This window comes from Monashia sp. HAY1-5C (assembly GCF_056755255.1).
Genome location: NZ_JBPGXG010000027.1, coordinates 1 through 23,129 on the forward strand (window position 1 = coordinate 1; position 23,129 = coordinate 23,129).

The window sequence follows — 23,129 nt, forward strand, 5'->3', positions numbered from 1 at the left end:
TCCGTCGTCGGCAGCGTCAGATGTGTATAAGAGACAGACCGGTGACCGGTCGGGCCCTTCGTGTCGAGGTGCGCGGGTCAGACGGCCCGCTTGCTGATCCGCCCGTAGACGGTGATGCCGATCGCCGCCAGGACGGCACCGACGATCCAGAACCACCAGCGCACACCGCCGTTGTCGTTGGAGTAGCCGAAGACGGCGCCGAGGATGAACGTCGCCAGCAGCGACGCCACGATGCCGATGATGATCGTCATGACGATCGAGATGTCCTGCTTGCCCGGGAGGATGAGTCGGCCCAGGGCTCCGATGATGAGTCCGGCGACGATCGCGCCGATGATTGCGCCAACCATGTCTCAGCCTTTCTGGCCACCGACGGTGACCGGCTTCCGTCCCGTGCTCGTGCGCGGGTACCAGTTGCAACACCGCCGACCTCCCACCGCATGTGTCGCATGTGGTCGATGTGACGGTGCCTTCGTGCACCTGACTCGTACCCGCTCCGAGCCGTAACGATCACGTCCGGGCCGATCCGGGCGAGGATCGGGCCCGCGCAAGATGGGGCACACCCGGTCCGATGGCGCTGCCCACGGGGCGCCGGAGGTGTCGGTTCGGCGCGCCGGTCAGTGTGGCTGGCGGTCGCCGGTGACCATGCCGTAGCCGACGATGAGCGCGGCGGCGACGAGGGCGCCGATGAGGAACGAGGTCCAGTCGACGCCGCTCGTCTGCGACCCCGAGGCGGCCCGGTAGATCCACGCGCCGACGAGCGACCCGAAGGCGCCGAGGACGACGGTGGTCACGACGCTCGTGCCGTGCCGGCCGGGGACCGCGGCCCGGGCGAGCGGACCGACGAGGGCTCCCGCGACGAACGCCGCGACGAGGGTTGCGGTCATGGGGCTCCTCCTGGCGCCGGGAGGCGGTGGACGCCTCCGGTCGTACGTACCCGTTCGCGGCCGGCCGACGCCGCGCAGAACGGTGCGTGGTCGGCCGGCCGCGGACGGGGTTCGGTCAGGAGGCGCCGAAGCCGACGCCGGTGCGGCGCTCGGCGCCGGTCGTGACGTAGCCGAGCGACGCGACGGGAACGACGATGCGGCCGCCCTTGTCGTCGGTCAGCTCGAGGACGTCGCCCTCGCGGGCGGCCTTGACGACGGCCACGAGCTCGTCGGAGCTCAGCGTCGTCTCGAAGGTGATCTCGCGTGCCACGTTCTGCACGCCGATGCGGACCTCCACGTCAAACCTGCTTTCTCGGTTCGTCCTTCGGTGGTGGCGTGGGTGGGTCGCACGCCCTGTGGCCACCTTAACCAGCGCTGCTGCCGACCGACTCCCGGGACGGGCCGGACGCGTCGTCCGAACCCGCACCGGACCGGGGGAAGGCGCCGAAGCCGCGGCGGATGAGCGACCCGGTGATGCGCACGGCGGTCTCCTTGGACAGGCTCGCCTCGTGCGTCAGCCAGTGGCGCGCGGACGTCTGCGCGAGGCCGACGAAGGCGACGCCGACGAGGACGGCCTCCTCGCGCGTCATCGACGTCTCGGTGCTGATGATCTCGGCCATCGCCTCGGCGCACGTGAGGTCGATCTGGTCCAGGCGCTTGCGCACCTCGGGCTCGTTGGCGAGGTCGGACTCGAAGATGAGACGGAAGGCGGCGCCCTCCTTGCCGACGAAGTCGAAGTAGGCGCGCGTCATGGTGTTGATGCGGGCCTTGTTGTCGGACAGGGCGAGCGCGTCGCGGACGAGCTGCTCGAGCTCGCCGGCGTGCTGGTCGATGAGTGCGAGGTAGAGCTCGAGCTTGCCCGGGAAGTGCTGGTACAGAACGGGTTTGGACACCCCGGCCCGCGCGGCGATGTCGTCCATCGCGGCCGCGTGGTAGCCGTTCTCGACGAAGACGGCGAGCGCCGCCTCGAGCAGCTGGGCGCGCCGCTCGGAGCGGGGGAGCCGCTGCCCGCGGCCCGGCATGGTGGTCTCGTCTGTCATGCGTCCCTCGAGGCACTTCCTGTGTGGTGCTCGTCGTCCGCCGAGGCGGACGACCATGTCGTTCCTCACCATACCGAGCAGTACGGTGAGGGCATGTCGACGGATCCGCTGGTCAAGACGGGTCGCCCGCTGTCGAAGGACGAGACGACGCGGTACGCCCGCCACGTCCTGCTGCCCGACGTCCGGCTCGAGGGGCAGGAGCGGCTGGCGGCCGCCCGCGTCCTCGTCGTCGGGGCCGGTGGGCTCGGGTCGCCCGCGCTGCTCTACCTCGCCGCCGCCGGCGTGGGCACGATCGGGGTCGTCGACGCCGACGTCGTGGAGCTGACCAACCTGCACCGGCAGGTGATCCACTCCGACGCCGACATCGGCCGGCCCAAGACGGAGTCGGCCGAGGCGGCGGTCCGCCGCGTCAACCCGCACGTCACGGTGGAGCGGCACGACGTCGCGCTCGACTCGTCCAACGCGCTCGACATCATCGGCGGCTACGACCTCGTCGTCGACGGCACCGACAACTTCCCGACGCGCTACCTCGTCAACGACGCGTGCGTCATGCTCGGCAAGCCGCACGTGTGGGGCTCGATCCTGCGCTTCGACGGCCAGGTGTCGGTGTGGTGGGCCGGGCACGGGCCGTGCTACCGCTGCGTCTTCCCCGACCCGCCGCCGCCCGGGTCGGTGCCGAGCTGCGCCGAGGGCGGCGTCCTCGGCGTCCTGTGCGCCGCGGTCGGCTCGGTGCAGTCCACCGAGGCGATCAAGCTCCTCCTCGGCATCGGCGAGCCGCTGACCGGCCGGATGCTGGTCCACGACGCCCTGCGCCAGACGTGGGACACCCTGACGGTGCGCCGTGACCCCGAGTGCCCCGTGTGCGGTGACGAGCCGACCGTCACCGAGCTCATCGACTACGTGCAGTTCTGTGGCGTGCCCGGCGCCGCCCACGACGACGAGGACGCCCTGCCCACCGTGACCGTCCGCGAGATGGCCGACGAGCTGCGCGGCGAGGCGCCACCGCTGCTCGTCGACGTCCGCGGCGAGGAGGAGCGGGCCATCGCCTCGATCCCGGGCGCGGTCCCGATCCACCTGGACCTGTTCCGCTCGGGCGAGGCGTTCGGGCGGCTGCCCCGGGACCGGCGCGTCCTCATCCACTGCAAGGTCGGTGGCCGGTCGGCGGAGGCCACCCGTCTGGCCCTCCGGGCCGGCTTCACCGACGTCGCGAACGTGGCGGGCGGCGTCGTCGCCTACGTGCGCGAGATCGACCCGGCGCAGCCCGAGTACTGAACGTCCGGCCCACGTCCGGCCGACCCCTTCCCGAAAGGACACCGGTGGCACTGGAGGACCACGCCGACCGCGTGCTCTCGCTCGTCGCGTCGATCCCGTCCGGGCGCGTGCTCGCCTACGGTGACGTCGCCAGGCGGCTGGGCGGCATGGGGCCGCGGACCGTCGGCTCGGTCATGAGCCGGTACGGCTCCGACGTCCCGTGGTGGCGGGTCATCCGCTCGGACGGGCGCCCGCCGCAGGGCCTCGAGGGCGAGGCCGTCGAGCACTGGCGCGCCGAGGGCACGCCGATGGTCCGCGGGCTCGTCGACGGCGGCCGCGCGGACATGGACGCCGCGCGCTGGGACTTCGGCGCGGCTGCGTCGACGGGCGGCGGCGGCAGCCGGTCGCGGGGCGCCCTGCACCACGTCGAGATCTGGGTCGAGGACATCGACGCCGCGGCCCGCGAGTGGGGCTGGCTGCTCGGCCGGCTGGGCTACCACCTCGGCGACGACTGGGGACACGGGCAGGCGTGGGAGCTCGGCTCGCTCTACCTCGTCGTCGAGTCCGGGCCCGACGTCTCGAAGGGCCGCCACGACCGCACCCGTGCGGGGCTGAACCACCTTGCCTTCCATGGTGGTTCGCGCGCCGAGGTGGACGCGGTCGTGGGCGAGTGCGCCGACGCCGGGTGGTCGCTGATGTTCGCCGACCGGCACCCGTACGCCGGCGGACCACAGCACTACGCCGCCTACCTCGAGAGCGGCGAGGGTTTCGAGGTCGAGCTCGTCGCGGACTGACGGGCACCTGGCCCGCGCGGGCGCGGCGGGACCTGCGCCGGATCTCCCGGCGGTCGGTGGAGAGCGCCGAGGCGTCCGTCCTAGGTGCTGCTCGTGCTGCTCGTGGCGCGCGCCGTCCGGCCGTCCGGCGACTCGAGGACGACCTCGACGGTGAGCGGTGCCACCACCGGGACCCACACCGCGTAGCGGCCGGCGCCGCCCGGCCCCTTGACCCTCACGGCGTGCACCTGCCCGTCGGCCGGGAAGAAGGGCAGCCCGACCGGGATGTCGGCCAGGGCGACGTCACCGGTCACCACGGTGACGAGCGGGAACAGCGGCCCGACAGGCGGTCGCCCGACCGGCGGTCGCCCGAGCGGACCCGCCGGCGTCAGGGGCCCCGGCGCTCCCGGCACCACGGGTGGTCGCAGCGGGCCGACCGGGCTCACGGGCCCGACCGGCGGCAGCGGCCGGTCCGGCCGTGGCAGCGGCCCCACCAGTGGGTCGAAGACGGGCCCGACGATGGGACCGAACCGGCGCTTGAGGGCGCGCACGTGCAGCACGATGCCCGCAGACGCCGCGGTCGGCGCGTCCGTCTCGAGCAGGGCGAGGACGCCGGTGGGGCGGGGGACGAGACCCGTGATCGTCACGGTGAACGGTGGGGGAGGCACCCAGCCGGGCACCGTGATGGTGCGCTCGGTCGTGCGGCCGAACGGGTCGACGAGCCGCAGCGTCACGTCGACGGGGTCCGTGGCGACGGGTCGGGTGAACCACACGGCGAGCGGCGAGCGTCCGGCGACCCTGGCCCCGCGCTCGGGGGCTGGGGAGGTCGAGGCCGCTGTGGGTGGCGTCGTCAGGGTGGTCTCGGCGAGCGACTCGAGCGGTGCGGGTACGACGACGTCGGTGGCGCCGGGACCCGTCGTGGCGCCGAAGCGGTGCGACCCGCTCGCGGTGGCGCGCGTCGGGGCGCTCGTCGAGGTGCGGACGACGACACCGCGGTGGTCCGCGCCCCAGACCTCCACGGACGGTGCGTCGAGGTCGGGTGCGCCGGCGGGCGGGACGAGCACCGAGACGACGTCCGAGGCGTCCGACGTCTGGCCGCGAACACCGTCCACGGGCAGCGTGTCGACCGGGCGTGCGACGACTCGGACCAGCCACGGGTCCCAGGCGACAGCGCCGAGGCTGCCCGTCCAGCTCCCCTCGTAGACAGGGGAGCTCGTCACCGGGTCGGTCCCACCCATGGTCGCGCCGACCGACGCGACGGGCGGCCCCATCGACTCGCGGTCCCGCGCGGCCGCCTCGGACCGGGTGGCGAAGACGAGGAACCGGTCGACCGGGATGCGGCTGGCCGAGAACAGGGCGAGCGTCACGGTGCCGTCGTCGTTCGGCGTGGCCCGCGCGAGGGGCGGAGCCGGCCGGCGCAGCCGTGGCGCGATCGCCGCCTGGAGGTGCAGGTGCGCGTCGGCGGTGCCGCTGCCCGGCCACGGTGGCTCGATGCCGGTCAGGGTCTGGGTCGTCACGGTGAACAGGTGGATGTCGGTGGAGCCCTTGGGCAGGCGCACGTCGTGGGACGCGGTCGACGGGTCGACCTCGGCAAGGCGTCGGAAGGCGGCGCGTCGAGCGGTGTCGTCCATCCGGTCGTAGGCGTCCCAGAGGGCCGCGAGGCGCAGACCGGGTGGCGGCGACCCCGAGGACCCGACGGCAACCGGTGGAGGCGTGTAGAGCCCGCCCGCTGCCTTGACGAGCGCGGTCTCCGAGACCTCCCAGACGATCGAGGAGCGCACCGGTGCACCTGCGGGCAACGACCACCGGACGCGGACGTGCGAGCAGCCATGGGCGTCAAGGGTGCTGCCGAGCGGCACGCCCGGTGGCGCGGGCGGGGGCAGCGGCGTCACGGGCACCGGGCTGGCGGCCACGGCGCGCGCGGGGTTGGCGGCACCGGGCACCCACGGCGTCGGCGAGGCTCCGACGTCGAGGTGGCTGCGCAGCCACACCTGCACGCCCCACCGCTGCGTCGGCGTCCAGTCGAGCCAGGGCACCGGCACCTCGAGGGCGTACCGGCGGCCGCCGTCACCCTGCCCCGGACCGGCGAGCACCTCCTCCGTGCCGTCGGAGGACAGGCACACCACCGTGCAGCCCGACGGGACCGGGGTGTCGGTCGGGAAGGAGAGGGCGAAGTCGCGCCGGAAGCAGCCGGCGGGCGTGGCGAGGTCCGGGTCCAGGCCCGCGGGCGGGCCCGACGAGGCGCTCGCCATCGGGTAGAGGAGCGCCGCGCCGACCAGCGTGGCCGGGGTGCGCTCGCTCCAGTCGACGGCGGCCTCGAGGCGCACGGCGGACGGGCACGCGGCGGCGCTGCCGGTGAAGGTGCTGTCGAGGGCCAGGGAGATGACGCGGGGCGCCTGGGGCGCGGGCTCGTCACCGGAGTACGGCACGTCGCGCCACGCCGACCACAGGCCGTGGATGTCGACGAGGGCCGTGGCGTAGCCGACGTCGCGGCCGCCGCTGCCGATCGGGATGTCGGCGGCGCCGTCGACGAAGGCGATCCGGTCGTGTCCCGGCTGCCCCTCGGGGCCGTCCGGGCTCAGGGTCAGCGGGCGGACACCGCCGGAGCCGCGTGGTGGCGCGAGGCTCTCACTCGTCAGCGACGACGCGTCCCAGCGGGCGAGCACGCCGGCCGACACGCGTCCGAAGCTGACGGTGGTCGGCAGCGCGTCCCACGACACCCGGACGCTCTCCCGCCAGGGGTCGTCGGGGTGCTGCGGGCCGACGAGACCGGCACGCTCGGCGGTGAGCGCCGTCGGCGGAGCGGTCACCGTGTGCGGCCCGACGACCGGGGCGTAGGCGGCGACGGTGCCCTTGGTACGCCACGGTGATGGAGTGCGCGAGTAGTCGGCCGTCACCATGAAGTCGAGGCGCTCGGCGATGTCGGGCCAGCCGTCGAAGGGCAGCGTCGTGTCGACCGTGTACGTCGTGCCGAAGCCGGTGGCGAGGTTGAGCAGCGGGTCGGTCTGGGCCGGCAGCGTCAGCAGCGACAGCGGCCGGATGACGGCCGACGTGTCGAGGCTCGACGTGCGCGGGCCGTTGCTCGGCCCGGCCACGGCGCGCGTCTCCTCGAGGGTGCGCTGGGTCCACTCCGGGACGCTCGCCCGGTAGAGCGGCTCGAGCTCGGGCAGCAGCTCGACCTGCACCTCCTTGACGAGGCCGTCGGGGTCCGCGGAGACCCACGGTGGCGCGGCGCGTCCGGACTGGGTCATCGGCGACCACCCGAGCGGCGGGGCACCACGGACGAGCCGGTCCACCGCCGCCTCCCGCGGGGCTTTGAGGTCGTTCACGAACCCCTGGTCGGTCGTGTCGTAGTCCGTTGCGGCCCAAGGCTGCTCGGCCGGGAGCCCGACGACCTCCAGGCGCCGCCAGCCGGGGTCGTTGACGACGTCGACGAGGCTGCGGACGCGCACGGCGGTGACCGACGCGTTGTCGACGCGGGCGAAGGTGGCTCCGGAGCAGCGCAGTCGGACCCTCGTCGGACCGCTGCCCGGCGCCACGACGGCGGCCGCGACGACGTCGGCCAGCGTGCCCTGCAGCCGGTGGAGCGTGACGCGGACCGGCCGGCCCGCGTCGAAGGGCGACACCGACAGCTCGACGACCGCCGCCTCGACGTTCCACGCCGTGATGGGCGCCTCGCCCGCGCCGCCGGGCAGCCCGACGGCGTCGACGTCGGTCAGCGGGTCGTCGGGCACCCGCGCCCACACCGTGAAGGGGCCGCGCGGCACGCCGAGGCGAGGGCTGCACGCCCACCACACGTGCAGGTCGCGGGAGCGTCGCTTCGCCTCCTCGAGCTGGCGACCGGAGGGCAGGACCTTCTCGGCGAGGGGCCAGCCCGACCGGTGCACCTGCTCCACGTGCGCCTCCACGACGCGGCCCCAGTCCAGGCGCATCGCCTCGGCCCGGAAGAGCCGGCTGCTCGCGAGGAGTGCCATCAGTCCTCCACCTCCCAGGGGGCCCGGAGCAGGCCCATCCGCACGCACGTCCGTCGGTCCTCGGCGACGCCCGCGAGCGGGTCGGCGGCCACGACGAGGTCGAGGCGCACCTCCTGGCCCCGCGAGCCGGGGGCGAGCAGGGCGATGGCCCGCGTGTCGCCGGGGCACCGCACGATCCGGGTCACGTTCGCCCGGGGGAGGTCCCCACCGCCGACGGGCGCCGTGCTGGGCTGGAGCGAGAGCCAGTCGCCTCGAACTCCCTTCCACCACTTGTGGGTCGGGTCGCTCGCGTCGATCGGGCCGAAGACGACCTGGGGCATGACGCGGGAGCGCCACAGCGGCTCGCTGCACTCGACGACCAGGGCCACCGGCTGCGGGACGGCGTCGCCGGACCACAGGACCTCGACCGCGGGGAAGGAGGGCACCTCGGGAACCGACAGTCCCGCTGCCTGGTAGGCGGTGTCGACGTCGTCCCCGCTGGGCCGCAGCGGCAGCCCGGAGAGGGCGGCCCCCGTCGGCACGAGGCGCCCGCGGACGGTCGCGGGCGCGACGTAGGAGACGAGGTCGTCGAGCCCGAGGAACCGCGAGGTCGTGAAGCCGATGCGGTGGATGCGGTTGGCGGTGGTGGTCGCCTCGCCCGAGGCGACGGCGTGGACGTCGACGAGGTAGTCGGTGAGCGGCTCGAAGTCGTAGGGGAGGGTCAGGACATCCTGGAGGACCCGCTCGCCGGACACGTCGATGCACCGGGTCCCGTCGCCCCCGGCGGACACGACGTCGCGCACCGCGTCCTCCCACGGCGTCAGCACCCGCAGGCCCGCCGCCGGTGCGAGCAGCGCCTCGGGGTCGAGCGTGATGTCGTAGGGCGAGCCCGGGTCGGTCGAGCCCGGGGCCGGCGGGTGGGCACCGGACGCCGACCGCACGACGGCCTGGAGCGAGCGTCCGTGCGCCTGGTAGAGCGCCGCGACCTTCTGCGTCGCGAAGGCGATCCGCACGGGCTCACGGCAGAAGACGCCGACGTCGTCCATGCCCGGGGCGGTCGCGACGAGCCAGGGCGACAGGACCGTCGGGTACGCCGAGGCGGCGTCGGTGCGGTACCGGAACGACTGGGTCACGGCGGGCTGGACCGTGCCGGTGTCGGTCGGCGCCGGCTGCGCGTCCTGCTTCATCCACGCCGCGGTCCACGTGACGGCGACGGTCCACGTCTGGCCCGGCTCGAGGAGGGCGCGGTCGTCGGGGTCCTGGGTCAGGGCCGTCTGGAGGGCGTCCTGGTCGGCCGAGGATGTCGTGGAGTCCCAGTCCTCGCGCCACGCCTCGGAGCCGACGAGGCCCGTGGCCGCGACGACGTAGAAGGGCTCGTCGAGCCTGGCGGCCACCTCGGGGCGCCAGCCGATGACGACGCTCGCCGTCTCGTCCGGGAGCTTCTCGAGGTCGACGAGCACGAACACGAGTCCGGAGCCGGACGCGGCCCGCACGCGGGCGGCGTAGAGCCCGGCCCGCAGCACCGGGTCGACCCACGGCCCCGACGCGTCGAGCCACGTCGCCGGCAGCGGGTGACCCGCGTCGACGAGGTCGCCGCCGTCGACGGGGCGGTCGAGCAGCACCGACCGGTCGGCCGCCTCGGCACGCAGCACGAGCCCGCCGCCGACTGCTCGCTCCGGCGCGAGCAGCAGGAACGTGGCTCCGCGCAGGCCACCGTCGGGGGAGAACCGGACTGCGTCGCGCAGGTCCTCAGGCACGAACTTCGTTCTGGCCCATGCCTCCTTGACCTCCTCGCGGTCCTCGTCGGTGCCGAGCGGCGCCGGGTCGAGGGAGTCGCGGCGCGGGCTGCGCAGGACCGCACCTCGACAGGCGAGCCCCTCCGCCCCGGCGTCGGGGCTCCAGGCGGTCGTCGCCCGGACTGCCATGACGTCGGCCAGGGGAGTGCCGGCGTCGATGAGGTCCAGCGTCGCGGCGTCGCCGGTGGTCCACGAGGACGCGGACGCGCTGGCGGTCAGCGCGGACCCGGCCGCCAGCTTCGCCGGCAGGCGCCCGTCGGAGCGTCGCACCCGGCCGCCCCGGCACGGGACGGCGTCGGCGAGCACCACGGCGGGATCGGTGCCGTGGAGGAGGTCGACCTCGGGGTCGCCGGTGCGCCACGGCTCGGTGACCGCCATGAGGGCCTGGACCGGCGCCGAGCGCGTCGTGCCAGGAGGGTCGGGCCACGCGACGCCGTCGAGGCGCCAGCCCGGGACGCTCGGGCCGGCCGGCTTGCCGTCGAAGGTCCACAGCACCGGCGCCGCGGGTGCCGCCGGGTGGCACACGGTGCCCCAGCGCTCGGTGACGCTCGTCGTCAGCTGCTCCCCGTAGGGGATGGCGCGGGAGAACGGTGTGGGCAGCCAGTCGAGCAGGGCCAGCGCGGTCGTCGGCACGGCCGTCCCGGCCGGGGCGCCGGTCCACCAGACGCTGGGCGTCCTGCCGGTCGGCGGCGCCGGGATGAGGGCCCCACCGGTGAGGGTGACCGAGGACACGTCGTAGCGCCACCAGCGGTCACCGATGCGGCTCCACGGGTTGGCGGCAGCGCCGTTCTGTCCCAACGGGTTTCCGCCCATGACGCAGTTCGCGGCGACGCGCGGCGGCGTCGAGAACGTCAGCACGGGAACGGCGTCGATCGGCACCACCGGCATCGGCGGTGGGTCGGTGGCGTCGACGTCGACGCCGTCGCCGATCTTGGCGTCGACCGCCCGCTCGGTGGCGGTGCCCTCGACGAGTGCGGGGGAGCGTGAGACCAGGGCCAGCCCGGCCACGAGCGGCTTGGCCCTGGGGTCGTCCTCCGGCTCGGCGCCGATCGTCAGGGACACGCAGCCCTTGACGGAGAAGAAGAACAGGTCGATCTCGCCGCACACCTCGCCGTGCACGTACGGGTCGTCGCGGACGACGCCCCCGATGGTCCGCTTGCCGACCATGACGGTCAGCTCGGCCGAGGCCCCGATGCTGACGACGAAGAGGCGCAGCTCGCCGCGCGCGTAGATCGTGCCGGCGATGAAGAACGGGTCGAAGCCGACGATCGCGTCGAACCCGGCCGCCACCTCGAGGTAGAGGCCGACCGACTTGCTGCCCATGAGGACCGCGCTGATGTGGAACCCCGTCGCGATGGCGAGGCCGCTCGGCGCTGCCGGCAGGCCGTCGACGGGCAGCTGCGCGTGGGAGATCCCGTTGCCGTGGATCATGAGGTAGCCGCTGCCGGTGATGACCTCGAGCACCTCGACGGTGACGCGGTCCTGGTAGTTGCCGAGCTCGACGAGCCACGACTCGACGTCGTTGGTGTCGAAGAACGCGGTGACGGGCACGCGCACCTTGAGGATCTTCTCGATCTGGTACTCCGCGACGATGCCGATCGTGATGGTGCCGCGGCCGAAGTCGAGGTCGAGGACGGCGAGGAACGTCGCGCTCTGGTTGGCGTCCTCGAGCGCCGGGGGCACCTTGAGGACGTCGGCCTTCATGACGAACAGCAGGCGTGGTCCGGGCACCTCGACGATGACGAGGCCCTTGAGGTGGAGGACGTAGCCGCCCTCGAGCGTGCCCACGAGAACGCCTGCAGCGAAAGCGAACCCGCCCTGGTGCAGCTCCCAGCCGGCGCCGTTCATGACGCCGCCCGGCCGGCCCAGCTGGTCGCGCAGCCAGTGGAGAGCAGGTACCTGGCCGGTGCCCTCGATGCGCTTGTGGTTGATGCCGACGCCGACGAGGAAGCCGAAGATGCCGAGGCCGGAGTTCCCGAGCACGAGCGGCACGGGGAACTCGATCTCGGCGCCGAGCAGCACGCCGCTGACCCCACCGGCCTGCCGGAACGTGAAGGTCAGGCTGCCGCGGATCTTGACCGGCACGATCTGCACGTCGAGCGCGCCCGAGAAGCCACCCGGCTCGATGCTCACCTCGCCGCGTCCGGTGATGACGTTCGGGATGTCGATCGACGCGGCGAGCCTGGTGATCTGCAGGTCGAGCGGCGGCCCGTCGACGCGGGCGCGCACCCGGACCGTCTCGATGGTGATGATCCCGAGATCGAGTCCCAGCCCCACCTCGACCTCGAGGTAGGTCGGGTTGTCGCGGCTGACCCGCACGCCCATGATCCGCAGCACGTTGTCGAGCGGCGGCACCGCGTGCATCGACCCCGCGGGGATGTCGAGCGAGTAGCCCCGGCTCGGGTCGAAGACCGGCAGGGGCACGTAGTCGAGCGACCCTCCCGAGCCGGTGCCCCACTGCGACCGCACGCCGATGGCCTTGTACCGCGTCGTCACCGGCATGTTCGGGTCGACCCGCACGAGGGTGAGGTCGAACCAGAACGCCACCTCGACGTCGAGGAGCACGCTCACCGCGGTGCCGCGGTCGCTGACGGTCGTGATGCCGTCGCCGCCGAGGACTCCTTGCGACACGATGACCTCGGCGCCCCGCAGGGTCAGCCGCTTGGTGTGCAGCAGGTCGCCCGCGCCGAGCGCGACCGACCCGAGGGCCACCACGGCCCCGGCGGCCGGGGACAGCTCGGTGGCCGACGACGTCAGCGGCGCGAGGATGCTCAGGGCCCCGAGGATGTTCAGGGTGACCGGGTGCGCCTGCGAGTCGCGCATCTCGGCGAGCCCGTCGAGGTCGCCCTCCTTGGCGCGGAACTCGCCGGTGACGTCCCACGAGCCCTGGTCCTCGGCGATGCGCAGCCGCACGAGGAAGGTGCAGATGCCGTCGCTCGGGTTGGGCCGGTCACCGGCCCGCAGCGGCTCGGCGCCGTGCGCGGCGAGGCGGCGTTCGGTGGCGGTCTCGATGTCGAACTCGCCGTAGACCTCGCAGCGCACGACGGTGCTGCGGACCAGCTCGACCCGGACTCCGAGGAGGTGGAAGCAGTCGGGGCGTGCGGGCTGGTGCGGGGCCGGGTCGTCGTCGTGCGTCGCGGGCGGCGGGTCGCGGTGCAGGTCGGCGGTCACCGTGACGGGCGCCGGTCCGGCCCCCGACGTCGCGGTCGCGTGCCACCACCGGGTCGACGCCGGGTCGCCGCTGCCCTGGGCGGGTCCGTGCCCGTGGGCCGTGCCCGGGGTGACGGCGGTGTACCCGGCCGCCGTGAGGGCCGCGACCATGGCGGCGATGCGGCGCTCGCTGAGCGCCTGGTTGTGGCCCGGCTGCTGCTCGGGCCCCTCGTACGACGCGAACCCGTCGACGGTGAGCGGGGTGGCCGCTCCGACGACCGACCGGCGGGAGGTGGCGTCGGCGATGAACGAGGGACCGGTCGAGGGGTGGGTGCGGTCGGTCGCGGGCGAGGCGCTCAGGTTCGCCGGGTTGACGGCGTAGTCATGGCCCTCGCTCGGGCTCGGATGGTCGAAGAGGAAGTAGGCGTCCAGCTGCTGCTGGGCGGCGCTCGTCGTCGTGGCGGAGACGCTGACCGTGGCGCCCGAGCCCACCTCGATCTCGGCCTCGGTCGCGGCCGGCAGGCTGCCCGAGCTGCCGCCGGTCCAGGACCAGTCGGCGGCCACGCCGCTCGCGAGGGCGACGCGGGCGCTCGTGCCGGTCTGCGACACGATGACGACCCGCGTCGCCTCGTGCGAGGTGTCGGTGACGGTGACCGGCATGCCCGTCGCGCCGGGGGTCACCGGCTCGGTACGACGCCCGACGCTGAAGGTGCGCACGGTCGTGTGCGCCGCGGCGTCGGTGACGGTCACGGTGACCGCGACGGTCCCGGTGTCCGGCGTCGTGACGGGCGTGCGGTCGGTGTTCGCGGGCGTGGCGGTGACGCCGCCCACGACGATCGTCGTCGTCAGGGGCGCGAGGCCACCGTCGGCGTCGACGAACAGGGTCGACTGCTCGGGCAGCATCGCGGTGCCGGTCCCGGGGTCGTCGACGAGCTCCCCGGTGGCCGTGCGGAAGTGGACGCGCACGCTCGGGTTCGTGCCCCGGTTGACCACCTCGGCCTCGAAGACGCCGGTGACGCCCTCGTGCACGCCGATGCCGACCCAGAGGTTGCGCACGCCGGCGCTGACGGCGATGCCCTCCATGCCGTCGGGCGCGACGAAGAGACGCGCCTCCGGCAGGTAGAAGCCCTGCCAGTCGCCCGGCATGGCGCGGGCGCCGGCCGGCACGCCGGGACCCGCGGTGCCGGAGAGGTCGAGGACCGCGGTGCGGAAGGCGAACCCGACGCAGTCGCTCGGGCCGACGAGGGCGTACGGCGGGTCCATCCGGATGAGCTCGTAGATGTGGTCGACCGGCGTGCCCGACGTCGTCGCCGAGAGGATGTCGACGCCGACCGAGCCGCCGCCGAGCTGCTGCACCCGGAAGCGCACGCGCGGCACGACGAACCCGACCTGCGGCTTGGCCGGGTCGGCCCGCAGCTGGCCCTGGGCGTCGAGCAGCGCTCCACGGAGGAACGGCACGTGGAACAGGAACCCCGGCGAGGCGATCCGCAGGCGCCAGCCGCCGTCCCGCGTGCCGCCGGGGCCGTCCTTGTGCAGCGAGAAGTCACCGTCAACGTGCGGGTCGGTGAACTCCACCGGCGTGCCCGTCGACCCCTGGCTCGCGCCGAACCCTCCCGTGCGGGGGTCGAGGGCGAGGGGGCGGGTCAGGTCCTGGTCGAAGGTCCAGACGTCCCACGCCCCGTCGGCGTCGCCCACCTCCGTCGGCCCCGTGACGTCGAGGTCCTCGAGCAGCGGGCGCACCCCGTCGAGCGCCCCGGAGCTCTGGACCGGTTGCGGCAGGTCGTCCCACATCGACATCGCGTCACGTCCCCGAACGGGTGAGCACACAGGGCGATGAAACGGTTCGACGCTACGCCGGTGCAGGGGTGGCCACACCGAAAACGCCAGAAACCGCGCGAGCCCGGCACGGGCGTCGCACCCGGGCCGCCCGGGACGCGGGTCCCGCGGCTGCGCAGCCGGGTCGCCGCGTGTGGCCCGCGCTGTCCGCACGGCGCCGCGCCGGTGTCGGTGCGACGTGATGGAATCCTCCGGTGGTCATCCTCCGTCGCGCTCCGGCCCCGGTCGCCCAGGAGGTGTGCCTCGACGCGTCGCAGCAGGCCGCGCTCGACTCCGGGGCCCGCGTCCTGCGGGTGCTCGGCTCGCCCGGCACCGGCAAGACCACCCTGGCCGTCGAGCTGGTCGCCGACGCCGTCCGGCGTCGCGGCGCCCGCGCCGACCACTGTCTGCTGCTCACCTCGAGCCGGTCGGCGGCGGCCGGGCTGCGCCAGCGGGTCACCGCCCGGCTCGGGGGCACGACGACCGAGCCCCTGGCACGGACGTGGCAGGCGTTCGGCTTCGGGGTCCTGCGCGCCGAGGCGGCGCTGCACGGGGACCCCAGCCCGCGCCTGCTCAACGGCCCCGAGCAGGACGTCATCCTGCGCGACCTCCTCGCCGGGCACGCCTCGGGCGAGGTGCCCGGACCCAACTGGCCGGACGCGCTGCGCGGCGCCCTGACGACGCGCGGCTTCCGCAACGAGCTGCGCGACCTGCTCATGCGCGCCGTCGAGCACGGGCAGGGGCCCGACGACCTGCATCGGCTCGGGGTCGAGCACGACCGCCCCGAGTGGGTGGCGGCCGCGCACGTCCTGCGTGAGTACGACCAGGTCACGTCCTTCAGCCGGCACGGCTCCTACGACCCCGCGTGGGTGCTCACGGCCGTGGCCGAGCTGCTCGAGGACGACCCCGATGCCCTCGACCGGCTGCACGACCGCCTCGCGATGGTCGTCGTCGACGAGGCGCAGGAGGTCACGGCCGCCGCGGCGAGGCTGCTGCGCGTGCTCGCGCCCGGCGGGCCCCGCGTCGTGCTGCTCGGTGACCCCGACGTCGCCGTGCAGACCTTCCGGGGGGCCGACCCGAGGTTCCTCGCGCACGGCTGGGAGGCGCTCGCCGACGCCCGTGGGCGCTCGTCGGCGCCACCGGCCTCGACCGACACCGTCGTGCTCGAGCACGGCCACCGTCTCGGCCCCGTCCTCGACGCCGTGGCCGAGCAGGTGGCGCGGCGCATCGGCGCGCTCGGCGGTGGCGACCAGCGCCGGCACGAGGCCGACGCGTCCCGGGGTGACCAGCGGGTCGCCGTGGCGCTGCTGCGCTCGGCGGCCCAGGAGGCTGCCCACATCGGCAGCGTGCTACGCCGCGCCCATCTCGTCGAGGGCGTGCCGTGGACCGACATGGCCGTCATCGTCCGCGGCTCCGGCCGCGCCGACTCGCTGCGCCGCACCCTGGCCCAGGCCGGGGTCCCGGTGTCCGCCGCGACCGCCGAGACCCCCGTCCGCGACGAGGGCGCGGTGCGGCCGCTGCTCGCGATCCTCGAGGAGTCCCTCGCCGTGGCGCGAGCCGAGGTCGCGGGCGGACGGCACGTCATCGACCCGACCCGCGCCGCCGACCTCGTCCTGTCGCCCCTCGGGGGTTCGGACGCCGTGGCTCTGCGGCGGTTGCGGCGGGTGCTGCGACAGGACGAGCTCGCGTCGGGTGGCGGGCGGTCCAGCGACGAGCTGCTCGCCGACCTCCTGCTCGAGCCGCACCGCGCCAACCTCCTCGGGTCCGTGGGCCGCGCCGCGGCCCGGGTGGCCGACGCCATCGCCTCCGGCGCCACCGCGGCCCGCCTGACGCCCGAGGGCCGGTGGGCGAGCGGCGTCACCGCCGAGACCGTCCTCTGGGCCGTGTGGCAGGGCGCCGGCGTCGCCGAGGCGTGGCGGCGCACCGCGCTCGCGGGTGGCCCATCGGGCGAGCGTGCCGACCGCGACCTCGACGCCGTCCTGGCGCTCTTCGACGCGGCCGCCGCCTACGTCGACCGCCTGCCGACCGCCGGGCCCGACAAGTTCCTCGACCACGTGCTGGGCCAGGACGTCCCCGGTGACACGCTGGCCGCCCGCGGGCAGGCCGGTGGCAGCGTCAGCCTGCTCACGCCCCAGTCCGCCGCCGGGCGGCAGTGGCGCATCGTCGTCGTCGCGGGCGTCCAGGAGGGGGTGTGGCCGGACCTGCGCCTGCGCGGCTCGGTCCTCGGCTCCGAGGACCTCGTGGCGGCCGTCGCCGACCGTCCGCTCGGCTTCCGTGCCGCGCAGGCCCAGGTGCGCTACGACGAGACCCGGCTGTTCCACGTCGCCGTCACCCGGGCCACCGAGCGGCTCCTCGTCACGGCGGTGGGCAACGAGGACGAGCAACCCTCGGTCTACCTCGACCTCGTCGACCCGCCCGAGGGCGAGGGCGTGGCCGCCGAGGTCCGCCCGCACACCGAGGTCGCCCGCACCATGACCCTGTCCGGCCTCGTGGGCGAGCTGCGCCGCGAGGCGGTCCACCCGGACCCGGGCGTCGCCGAACCGGCGCTCGCCGTCCTCGCCGCGGCCGCCCAGGCCGGCGTGCGGGGGGCCGACCCGGCGTCGTGGTGGGCGCTGCGGTCGCTGACCGACGACCGGCCGGTGCGTCGACCCGACGAGCCGGTCCCGGTGTCGCCGTCGAAGGTCACCTACTTCTCCGACTGCGGGCTGCGCTGGTTCCTCGCCTCGGTGGGCGGGGAGGGCACCCAGCTCGGTGCGGCCTCGGTCGGCACCTTCGTCCACGACGTCGTCGCCGAGCTGCCCGATGCCTCCCTCGCAGAGCTGCGCGCCGAGGTCGACGCACGCTGGGGGCGGCTGGGACTCCGTCCCGGGTGGACCACCGAGCGCACCCGCCGGGAGGCGCACGACATGGTGGCCCGCTTCGTCTCCTACCGCGACGCCGCCGAGGGCACGTGGGAGCGCGTCGGCATCGAGAAGGACTTCAGGGTGAAGGTCGGCCGCGCGCTGCTCGGCGGCCGCGTCGACCGCATCGAGCGCGCCGCGTCGGGCGGCATCCGCATCGTCGACCTCAAGACGGGCTCCTCGAAGCCGTCCCGCGCCGAGCTCGCCGCGCACGGGCAGCTCGGCGCCTACCAGGTCGCCGTGCAGGAGAAGGGGTTTCCCGAGCTCGGGTCGCAGAGCGCCGGTGCCGCCCTCGTCTTCATCGGCAAGGCGGGCCTGTCCGGCCTCAAGCCGAGCGTCCTCGACCAGCCGGCCCTCGACGCCAGCCCCGACCCGGCCTGGGCCCGCGCCCTCGTCGAGTCGACGGCCGAGGGGATGGGCGCCGCGGAGTTCGTCGCCGCCCAGGGCACGGCGTGCGAGACGTGCCCGGTCCGCTCCTCGTGCCCGGTCCAGCCGGAGGGAGACGCCCTGTGAGCACGTCGACGATGGACGCCGTGACAGCGGGCACGGCACCGGTGTCGCCGCCTGCGGCCGGCTCCGCACCCCGCCACTCGGCCCTCGACATCGCCCGCGCCCTCGGCATGCCACCGCCGACCGCCGAGCAGGCCTCGGTCATCGAGGCCGGGCCGCGACCGCTCCTCGTCGTCGCCGGCGCCGGGTCGGGCAAGACCGAGACGATGGCGGCCCGCGTCGTCTGGCTCGTCGCCAACGGCCTCGTCGCCCCCGACCAGGTGCTCGGCCTCACCTTCACCCGCAAGGCCGCCGCCGAGCTGAGCCAGCGCATCGGCAAGCGCCTGCGCGGGCTCGTGCGCGCCGGCCTCTGGGAGCCGCCCGCCGACGACGGCACCGGGGCCGAGGTGCTCGGCGGCACGCCGACGGTCTCGACCTACCACGCCTACGCCGGTCGGCTCGTGCGCGAGCACGCCCTCCGCGTCGGCATCGAGCCGGAGTACCGGGTCCTCACCGAGGCCGGGGCCTGGCAGCTCGCGGCCGAGGCCGTCTCGCGCTGGGACGGGCCGATGGAGGAGGTCGTCAAGAGCGAGTCGACCGTCATCTCCTCGGTCATGGCGCTCGCCGGCGAGATGGCCGAGCACGTCCGCACGCCGGCCGAGGTCATCGAGCACCTCGATGCCGTCATCGCGCGCCTCGAGGGCCTGCCCGACGGCGAGGGCCGCGGCAGCACCACTCCGGCCCGTGACGCCCTCGCCGTGCTGCGCGAGCGGCGCGCCGTCCTGCCGATCGTCCAGTCCTTCCTCGACCTCAAGCGAGAGCGGGAGTCGCTCGACTTCGCCGACCAGATGGCCGTCGCGGCACGGCTCGCCGGGTCGGTCCCGGCTGTCGGCGCCACCGAGCGGGAGCGGTTCCGGGCCGTGCTCCTCGACGAGTTCCAGGACACCTCCGAGGCCCAGCTGGTACTGCTGCGTGCGCTCTTCCACCACGAGGCCGTCGCCCTGACCGCCGTCGGCGACCCGAACCAGTCCATCTACGGCTGGCGCGGCGCGTCCGCGACGACGCTGCTGCGCTTCCCCGTCGAGTTCGCCGACGCGTCGGGGCCGGCCGCCGTGCTGCCGCTGTCGACGAGCTGGCGCAACGACGCGGCCATCCTCGAGGCCGCCAACGTCACGGCACGCCCGCTCGCCACCGAGCACGTGCAACCCCTGCGAGCCCGTCCCGACGCCGGCCGCGGCGCCATCACCGTGGCGCGCCTCGACACCGCGGCAGCCGAGGCCGACCACGTGGCGGCGTGGATCGCGAGCCGGTGGACGAGCCCGTCCGGTCGGCGCACCGGACGCTCGGCAGCGGTGCTCTGCCGCCGCCGGTCCAGCTTCCCGCTCGTCCTCGAGGCGCTGCGCCGGCAGAACCTGCCGGTCGAGGTCGTGGGGCTCGGCGGCCTGCTCGTGACACCCGAGGTCAGCGACCTCGTCGCGGCGCTGTGGGTGGTCCAGGACCCGACGCGCGGTGACATGCTCATGCGCCTGCTCACCGGCCCGGTCGTGCGCCTCGGCGCGGCCGACCTCGCCGGCCTGTGGTCGTGGGCCCGCGAGCTGCACGCGCGGCCCTGGCGGGTCGGCGCGGCGCCGACGACCCAGGCCGCGCTGCCGATCGGCGACCTCCCGGCCGCAGCGACGGCCGAGGGCGTCGGCATCGGCCCTGCAGCGTCGGAGACCGCCGACGGCGCTGACTCCGACCGCCGCGGTTCCGACCTCGCGGCCGACAGCGCCGACACCGCCACGCTCGTCGAGGCCCTCGACGAGCTGCCTCGGCCCGGCTGGACCGGCCGCGACGGCGCCCGCATCGGTGACGAGGCGCTGCGCCGCCTCCACGACCTCGCCGACGTCGTCCGCCGTCTGCGACGCCTCACCGCGCTCCCGCTCGTCGACCTCGTCGCGGAGGCCGAGGTCGCCATCGGCCTCGACGTCGAGGTGCTCGCGCGCGCCGAGCACACCGCGTCCACGGCTCGCGTCCACCTCGACGCCTTCGCGGACGTCGCCGCCCGGTACGCCACCAGCTCGGACCGCCCGACGTTGTCGGGCTTCCTGTCCTGGCTCGACGCGGCGCGCGACCAGGAGCGGGGTCTCGACGCCGGTCACGTCGAGACCGATGCCGACGCCGTCCAGGTGCTCACCGTGCACGCGGCCAAGGGCCTCGAGTGGGACGTCGTGGCCGTCCCCTCGCTCGTCGAGGGTGTCTTCCCGGCGCACTCGGCCACGTCGGTGTCCCTCGTCGACAACGCCGACCCCGTCGAGTACGCGTGCGCGGGCGAACCCAAGGACAAGGGGTGGCTCGTCGGCCTCGACTCCGTGCCCTACGACCTGCGCGGCGACCGCGACGGCCTGCCGGTCCTCGACTGGCGCACCGCGCCGGACCGCAAGGCGCTCGGCGCCGCCATCGAGGCGTTCGTCCTCGAGGGTGGTCGGCACGCCGTGGCCGAGGAGCGCCGCCTCGCCTACGTGGCCCTGACCCGCGCCCGCTCGGAGATGCTGCTGTCCTGCCACGTCTGGGGTGCGACGAAGAAGACGCTCTCGGTTCCCTCGCGCTTCCTCACCGAGGTGTGCGAGGCGATGCCGGCCGAGGTCACCCGCAGCCACTGGGAGCGCGCCCCCGAGCCGCTCCTCGACGACGAGGGCAGGGCCACGCCGCCGACCAACCCGCACCTCGCTGTCCCCGTCTCCGCCACCTGGCCGCACGACCCGATGGGCGACCGGCGAGCAGCCCTCGACGCTGCGGCGTCCCGCCTCGCGTCGGTCATCGAGGCGGGAGTGCCTGTGCCACAGGGAGACCCGCGGCTCGGTGACCTCCGGCTGCTGCTCGCCGAGCGGGACGCACGTCGGGCCCGCGGCCAGGATCCCGTCGTCGACGTCCCCCGGCACCTGTCGGCCTCGGCGGTCGTGTTGCTGGCCCGCGACGTCGAGGCCTTCGCCATGACGCTGCGCCGACCGATGCCGCAGCCCCCTGCCGTCGCGGCGCGGCAGGGCACGGCGTTCCACGCCTGGGTCGAGGAGCACTACTCGCGTGCCGCGATCGTCGACCTGTTCGACCTTCCCGGCAGCGCCGACGAGGGAGCGGCCGACGACGCCGACCTCGAGGCCATGAAGGAGCACTTCCTCGCCGGCGAGTGGGCCGGGCGCGTGCCCGAGGAGGTCGAGCTGTCCATCGAGACCGTCCTCGACGGCATCGCCGTCCGCGGTCGCGTCGACGCGGTGTTCCGGCGAGCCGACGGTGGCTGGACCGTCGTGGACTGGAAGACCGGTGCGCGGCCCAGCGGCCGCGACGCGGCCGTGCGGGCCCTGCAGCTCGGCGCGTACGCCCTCGCCTTCGCCCGACTGCGCGGCGTGCCGCCCGAGCAGGTCGACGCCGCCTTCTACTACGCGGCGGAGGGCGTCACCGTCAGACCCGACCTGCCGCGCGAGCAGGAGCTGCTCGACCTGCTGCGGACGCTGCCGGACTGAGCCGGTTCAGCCGCCCCGGCCCACGTCGGTCGACGGCTCCGGCAGCGCCTCGACCTCGTCGATCTCGAACGCCGACGAGTCCGTGGCGTCGAGGTAGGGCACGGGCTCCGGTCGGACGCCGCCCGCCCGTTGCGGCGCGTCGGCACCCTCCGGCGCGTCGGCACCCTCCGGCGCGTCGGCGCCCTCCGGCGCGCGAGGGTCGTCCTGCAGACCCGTACCGGCCTGCGGGGTCCCGGGGTGGCCGTCGACCGGCGGCGCGTGCACGGCCGGGTCGATGAGGACCGTCTCCGCCTGGCGGTGCGACGACCGCTGAGGGGTCGCCCCATCGGGCTCGGTGGTGCCGGTGCCCGCCGGGGCGCCGGAGGCAGGTTCGGGGTCGTCGCGCAGCAACGCGGCCATCGGCACGGCCTGGGTCTCGGCGAGCATCGGGAACGGCACGTCGGCCGTCGGGACGTCGTGGCCCGGCCGCGGCTGCTCGGGTTCGTCGGGGTCCAGGCCGTCAGTGCCCTCGTCCGGGTGGGCGGTGCGCGTCCGTTCGCTGCGGACGGCGTCCTCGCGCGCGTACTCGGCGTCGAGGTCCTCCGTGCGCTCGTCCAGCTCGCGCAGGAGGGCCGCCGTGCGCTCGACGGCTCGGGTGCGTCCCTCCGCGGACGCCTGCAGGAGCGTCGAGAGGACGGCCATCTCCGCGGCGAGCCGGGCCCGGCGCACGAGATGGCCGTCGGGCCGCTCGACGCGAGAGCGGGCATAGGCGCCGAGGACGGCGTCGAAGGTGTCGGGGTCGAGCGTGGCGACGAGGTCGGCGAAGTCGTCGGCGGGGTCCCCGACCCGCGACTCCTCCCACGCGAGGAGGCCGACGACGCGACCGCTGGACGCGTCGTCCTCGTCGTCGAAGGTGGCCAGCACGTTGGGGCCGACGAACGTGCCGTGGACGGCAGTGGGGGCGAACCGCCACAGGGAGACGTCCTCGAGCAGGCCCTCCCACCGCGTCAGCAGGCCGGTCGGCACGTGTCCAGTGGCGGCAGCCCGGTCGAGGTCGGACAGCCGCCGGCGCCGATGCGTCTCGGCGTCGTAGGTCGGTCGCCCCGCCTCCTCGTACAGCAGGTGCTCGAGGTTGTGGACGTGGGCGAGGGCGCGACCGACGGCCTCGGCGAGCGGACCGGGAGGCAGGGCCGCGAAGTCGAGCGGCCGCCCCTCGACACGCGGGTAGACGGCGGCACGTCCTTCGGCGACGGGCGCATGGCCCTGGTAGGCCGGCACGGCCAGGTCGAGGCGCCTGGCGAGCAGGGCCGAGAGCCCGACGACGTCGTCGAGCTGGGCGCCGGCGGCCGGCGTGCGCGGCACCTTGACGACCCACTCGCGGTCCTGGCGGTCGCGCACGTGGGCGACCTCGAAGCGGTCGTCGGTGCGAGCGGCGACACCCCTGACCGACACCGGGTCCAGGCCCGGGACGGCCGAGCTCGCCAGGGCGGCGAGGAACAGGGGGCTGCGCGTCACGCGTCCACGGTAGGCCGCGCGCCCGCCGGATCGTGGGAGGTGGGC

General features: G+C 74.9%; 11 protein-coding genes. 4 read left to right on the forward strand and 7 right to left on the reverse strand.

What is annotated here, in order from left to right:
- Positions 1–77 precede the first annotated feature (77 nt).
- From ACR9ZK_RS06300 to ACR9ZK_RS06315, 4 genes are all read right to left on the reverse strand, one after another.
- A complete protein-coding gene (locus ACR9ZK_RS06300) occupies positions 78–347 on the reverse strand; it encodes a GlsB/YeaQ/YmgE family stress response membrane protein (RefSeq protein ID WP_481341037.1) in 270 nt (89 codons plus the stop codon).
- 267 nt (positions 348–614) lie between these two features.
- A complete protein-coding gene (locus ACR9ZK_RS06305; RefSeq protein ID WP_481341038.1) occupies positions 615–884 on the reverse strand; it encodes a GlsB/YeaQ/YmgE family stress response membrane protein in 270 nt (89 codons plus the stop codon).
- Between the two features lie 115 nt (positions 885–999).
- The gene (locus tag ACR9ZK_RS06310; RefSeq protein ID WP_481341039.1) at positions 1,000–1,221 is read right to left on the reverse strand and encodes a DUF3107 domain-containing protein; all 222 of its coding nucleotides are present in this window, start codon (positions 1,219–1,221) and stop codon (positions 1,000–1,002) included.
- 67 nt (positions 1,222–1,288) lie between these two features.
- Positions 1,289–1,963: a TetR/AcrR family transcriptional regulator gene (locus ACR9ZK_RS06315; RefSeq protein ID WP_481341040.1), complete on the reverse strand. Its 675-nt coding sequence runs from the start codon at positions 1,961–1,963 to the stop codon at positions 1,289–1,291.
- A 93-nt stretch (positions 1,964–2,056) separates the two neighbouring features.
- Here ACR9ZK_RS06315 and moeB point away from each other — a divergent pair, with 93 nt between their 5' ends.
- A complete protein-coding gene (gene moeB, locus ACR9ZK_RS06320) occupies positions 2,057–3,235 on the forward strand; it encodes a molybdopterin-synthase adenylyltransferase MoeB (RefSeq protein ID WP_481341041.1) in 1,179 nt (392 codons plus the stop codon).
- Between the two features lie 44 nt (positions 3,236–3,279).
- Positions 3,280–4,008 (forward strand): MGMT family protein, encoded by a 729-nt coding sequence (locus ACR9ZK_RS06325; RefSeq protein WP_481341042.1) that lies wholly within the window; start codon positions 3,280–3,282, stop codon positions 4,006–4,008.
- A gap of 80 nt (positions 4,009–4,088) precedes the next feature.
- On the opposite strand, the gene ACR9ZK_RS06330 is transcribed toward ACR9ZK_RS06325, so the two are convergent.
- Positions 4,089–7,961 (reverse strand): hypothetical protein, encoded by a 3,873-nt coding sequence (locus tag ACR9ZK_RS06330; protein ID WP_481341043.1) that lies wholly within the window; start codon positions 7,959–7,961, stop codon positions 4,089–4,091.
- On the reverse strand, positions 7,961–14,683 hold the full coding sequence (locus ACR9ZK_RS06335; protein ID WP_481341044.1) for a hypothetical protein: 6,723 nt from the start codon (positions 14,681–14,683) through the stop codon (positions 7,961–7,963). The genes ACR9ZK_RS06330 and ACR9ZK_RS06335 overlap by 1 nt, the downstream gene beginning before the upstream one ends.
- A 233-nt stretch (positions 14,684–14,916) precedes the next feature.
- Between ACR9ZK_RS06335 and ACR9ZK_RS06340 the strand changes: the two genes are divergently transcribed.
- Both ACR9ZK_RS06340 and ACR9ZK_RS06345 read left to right on the forward strand, forming a co-directional pair.
- A complete protein-coding gene (locus ACR9ZK_RS06340; RefSeq protein ID WP_481341045.1) occupies positions 14,917–18,114 on the forward strand; it encodes an ATP-dependent helicase in 3,198 nt (1,065 codons plus the stop codon).
- Positions 18,115–18,125: 11 nt separating this feature from the next.
- A complete protein-coding gene (locus ACR9ZK_RS06345) occupies positions 18,126–21,590 on the forward strand; it encodes an ATP-dependent helicase (RefSeq protein ID WP_481341060.1) in 3,465 nt (1,154 codons plus the stop codon).
- A 6-nt stretch (positions 21,591–21,596) separates the two neighbouring features.
- On the opposite strand, the gene ACR9ZK_RS06350 is transcribed toward ACR9ZK_RS06345, so the two are convergent.
- Positions 21,597–23,084, reverse strand: a complete 1,488-nt coding sequence (locus ACR9ZK_RS06350; RefSeq protein WP_481341046.1) for a phosphotransferase — start codon at positions 23,082–23,084, stop codon at positions 21,597–21,599.
- Between the last annotated feature and the right edge of the window lie 45 nt (positions 23,085–23,129).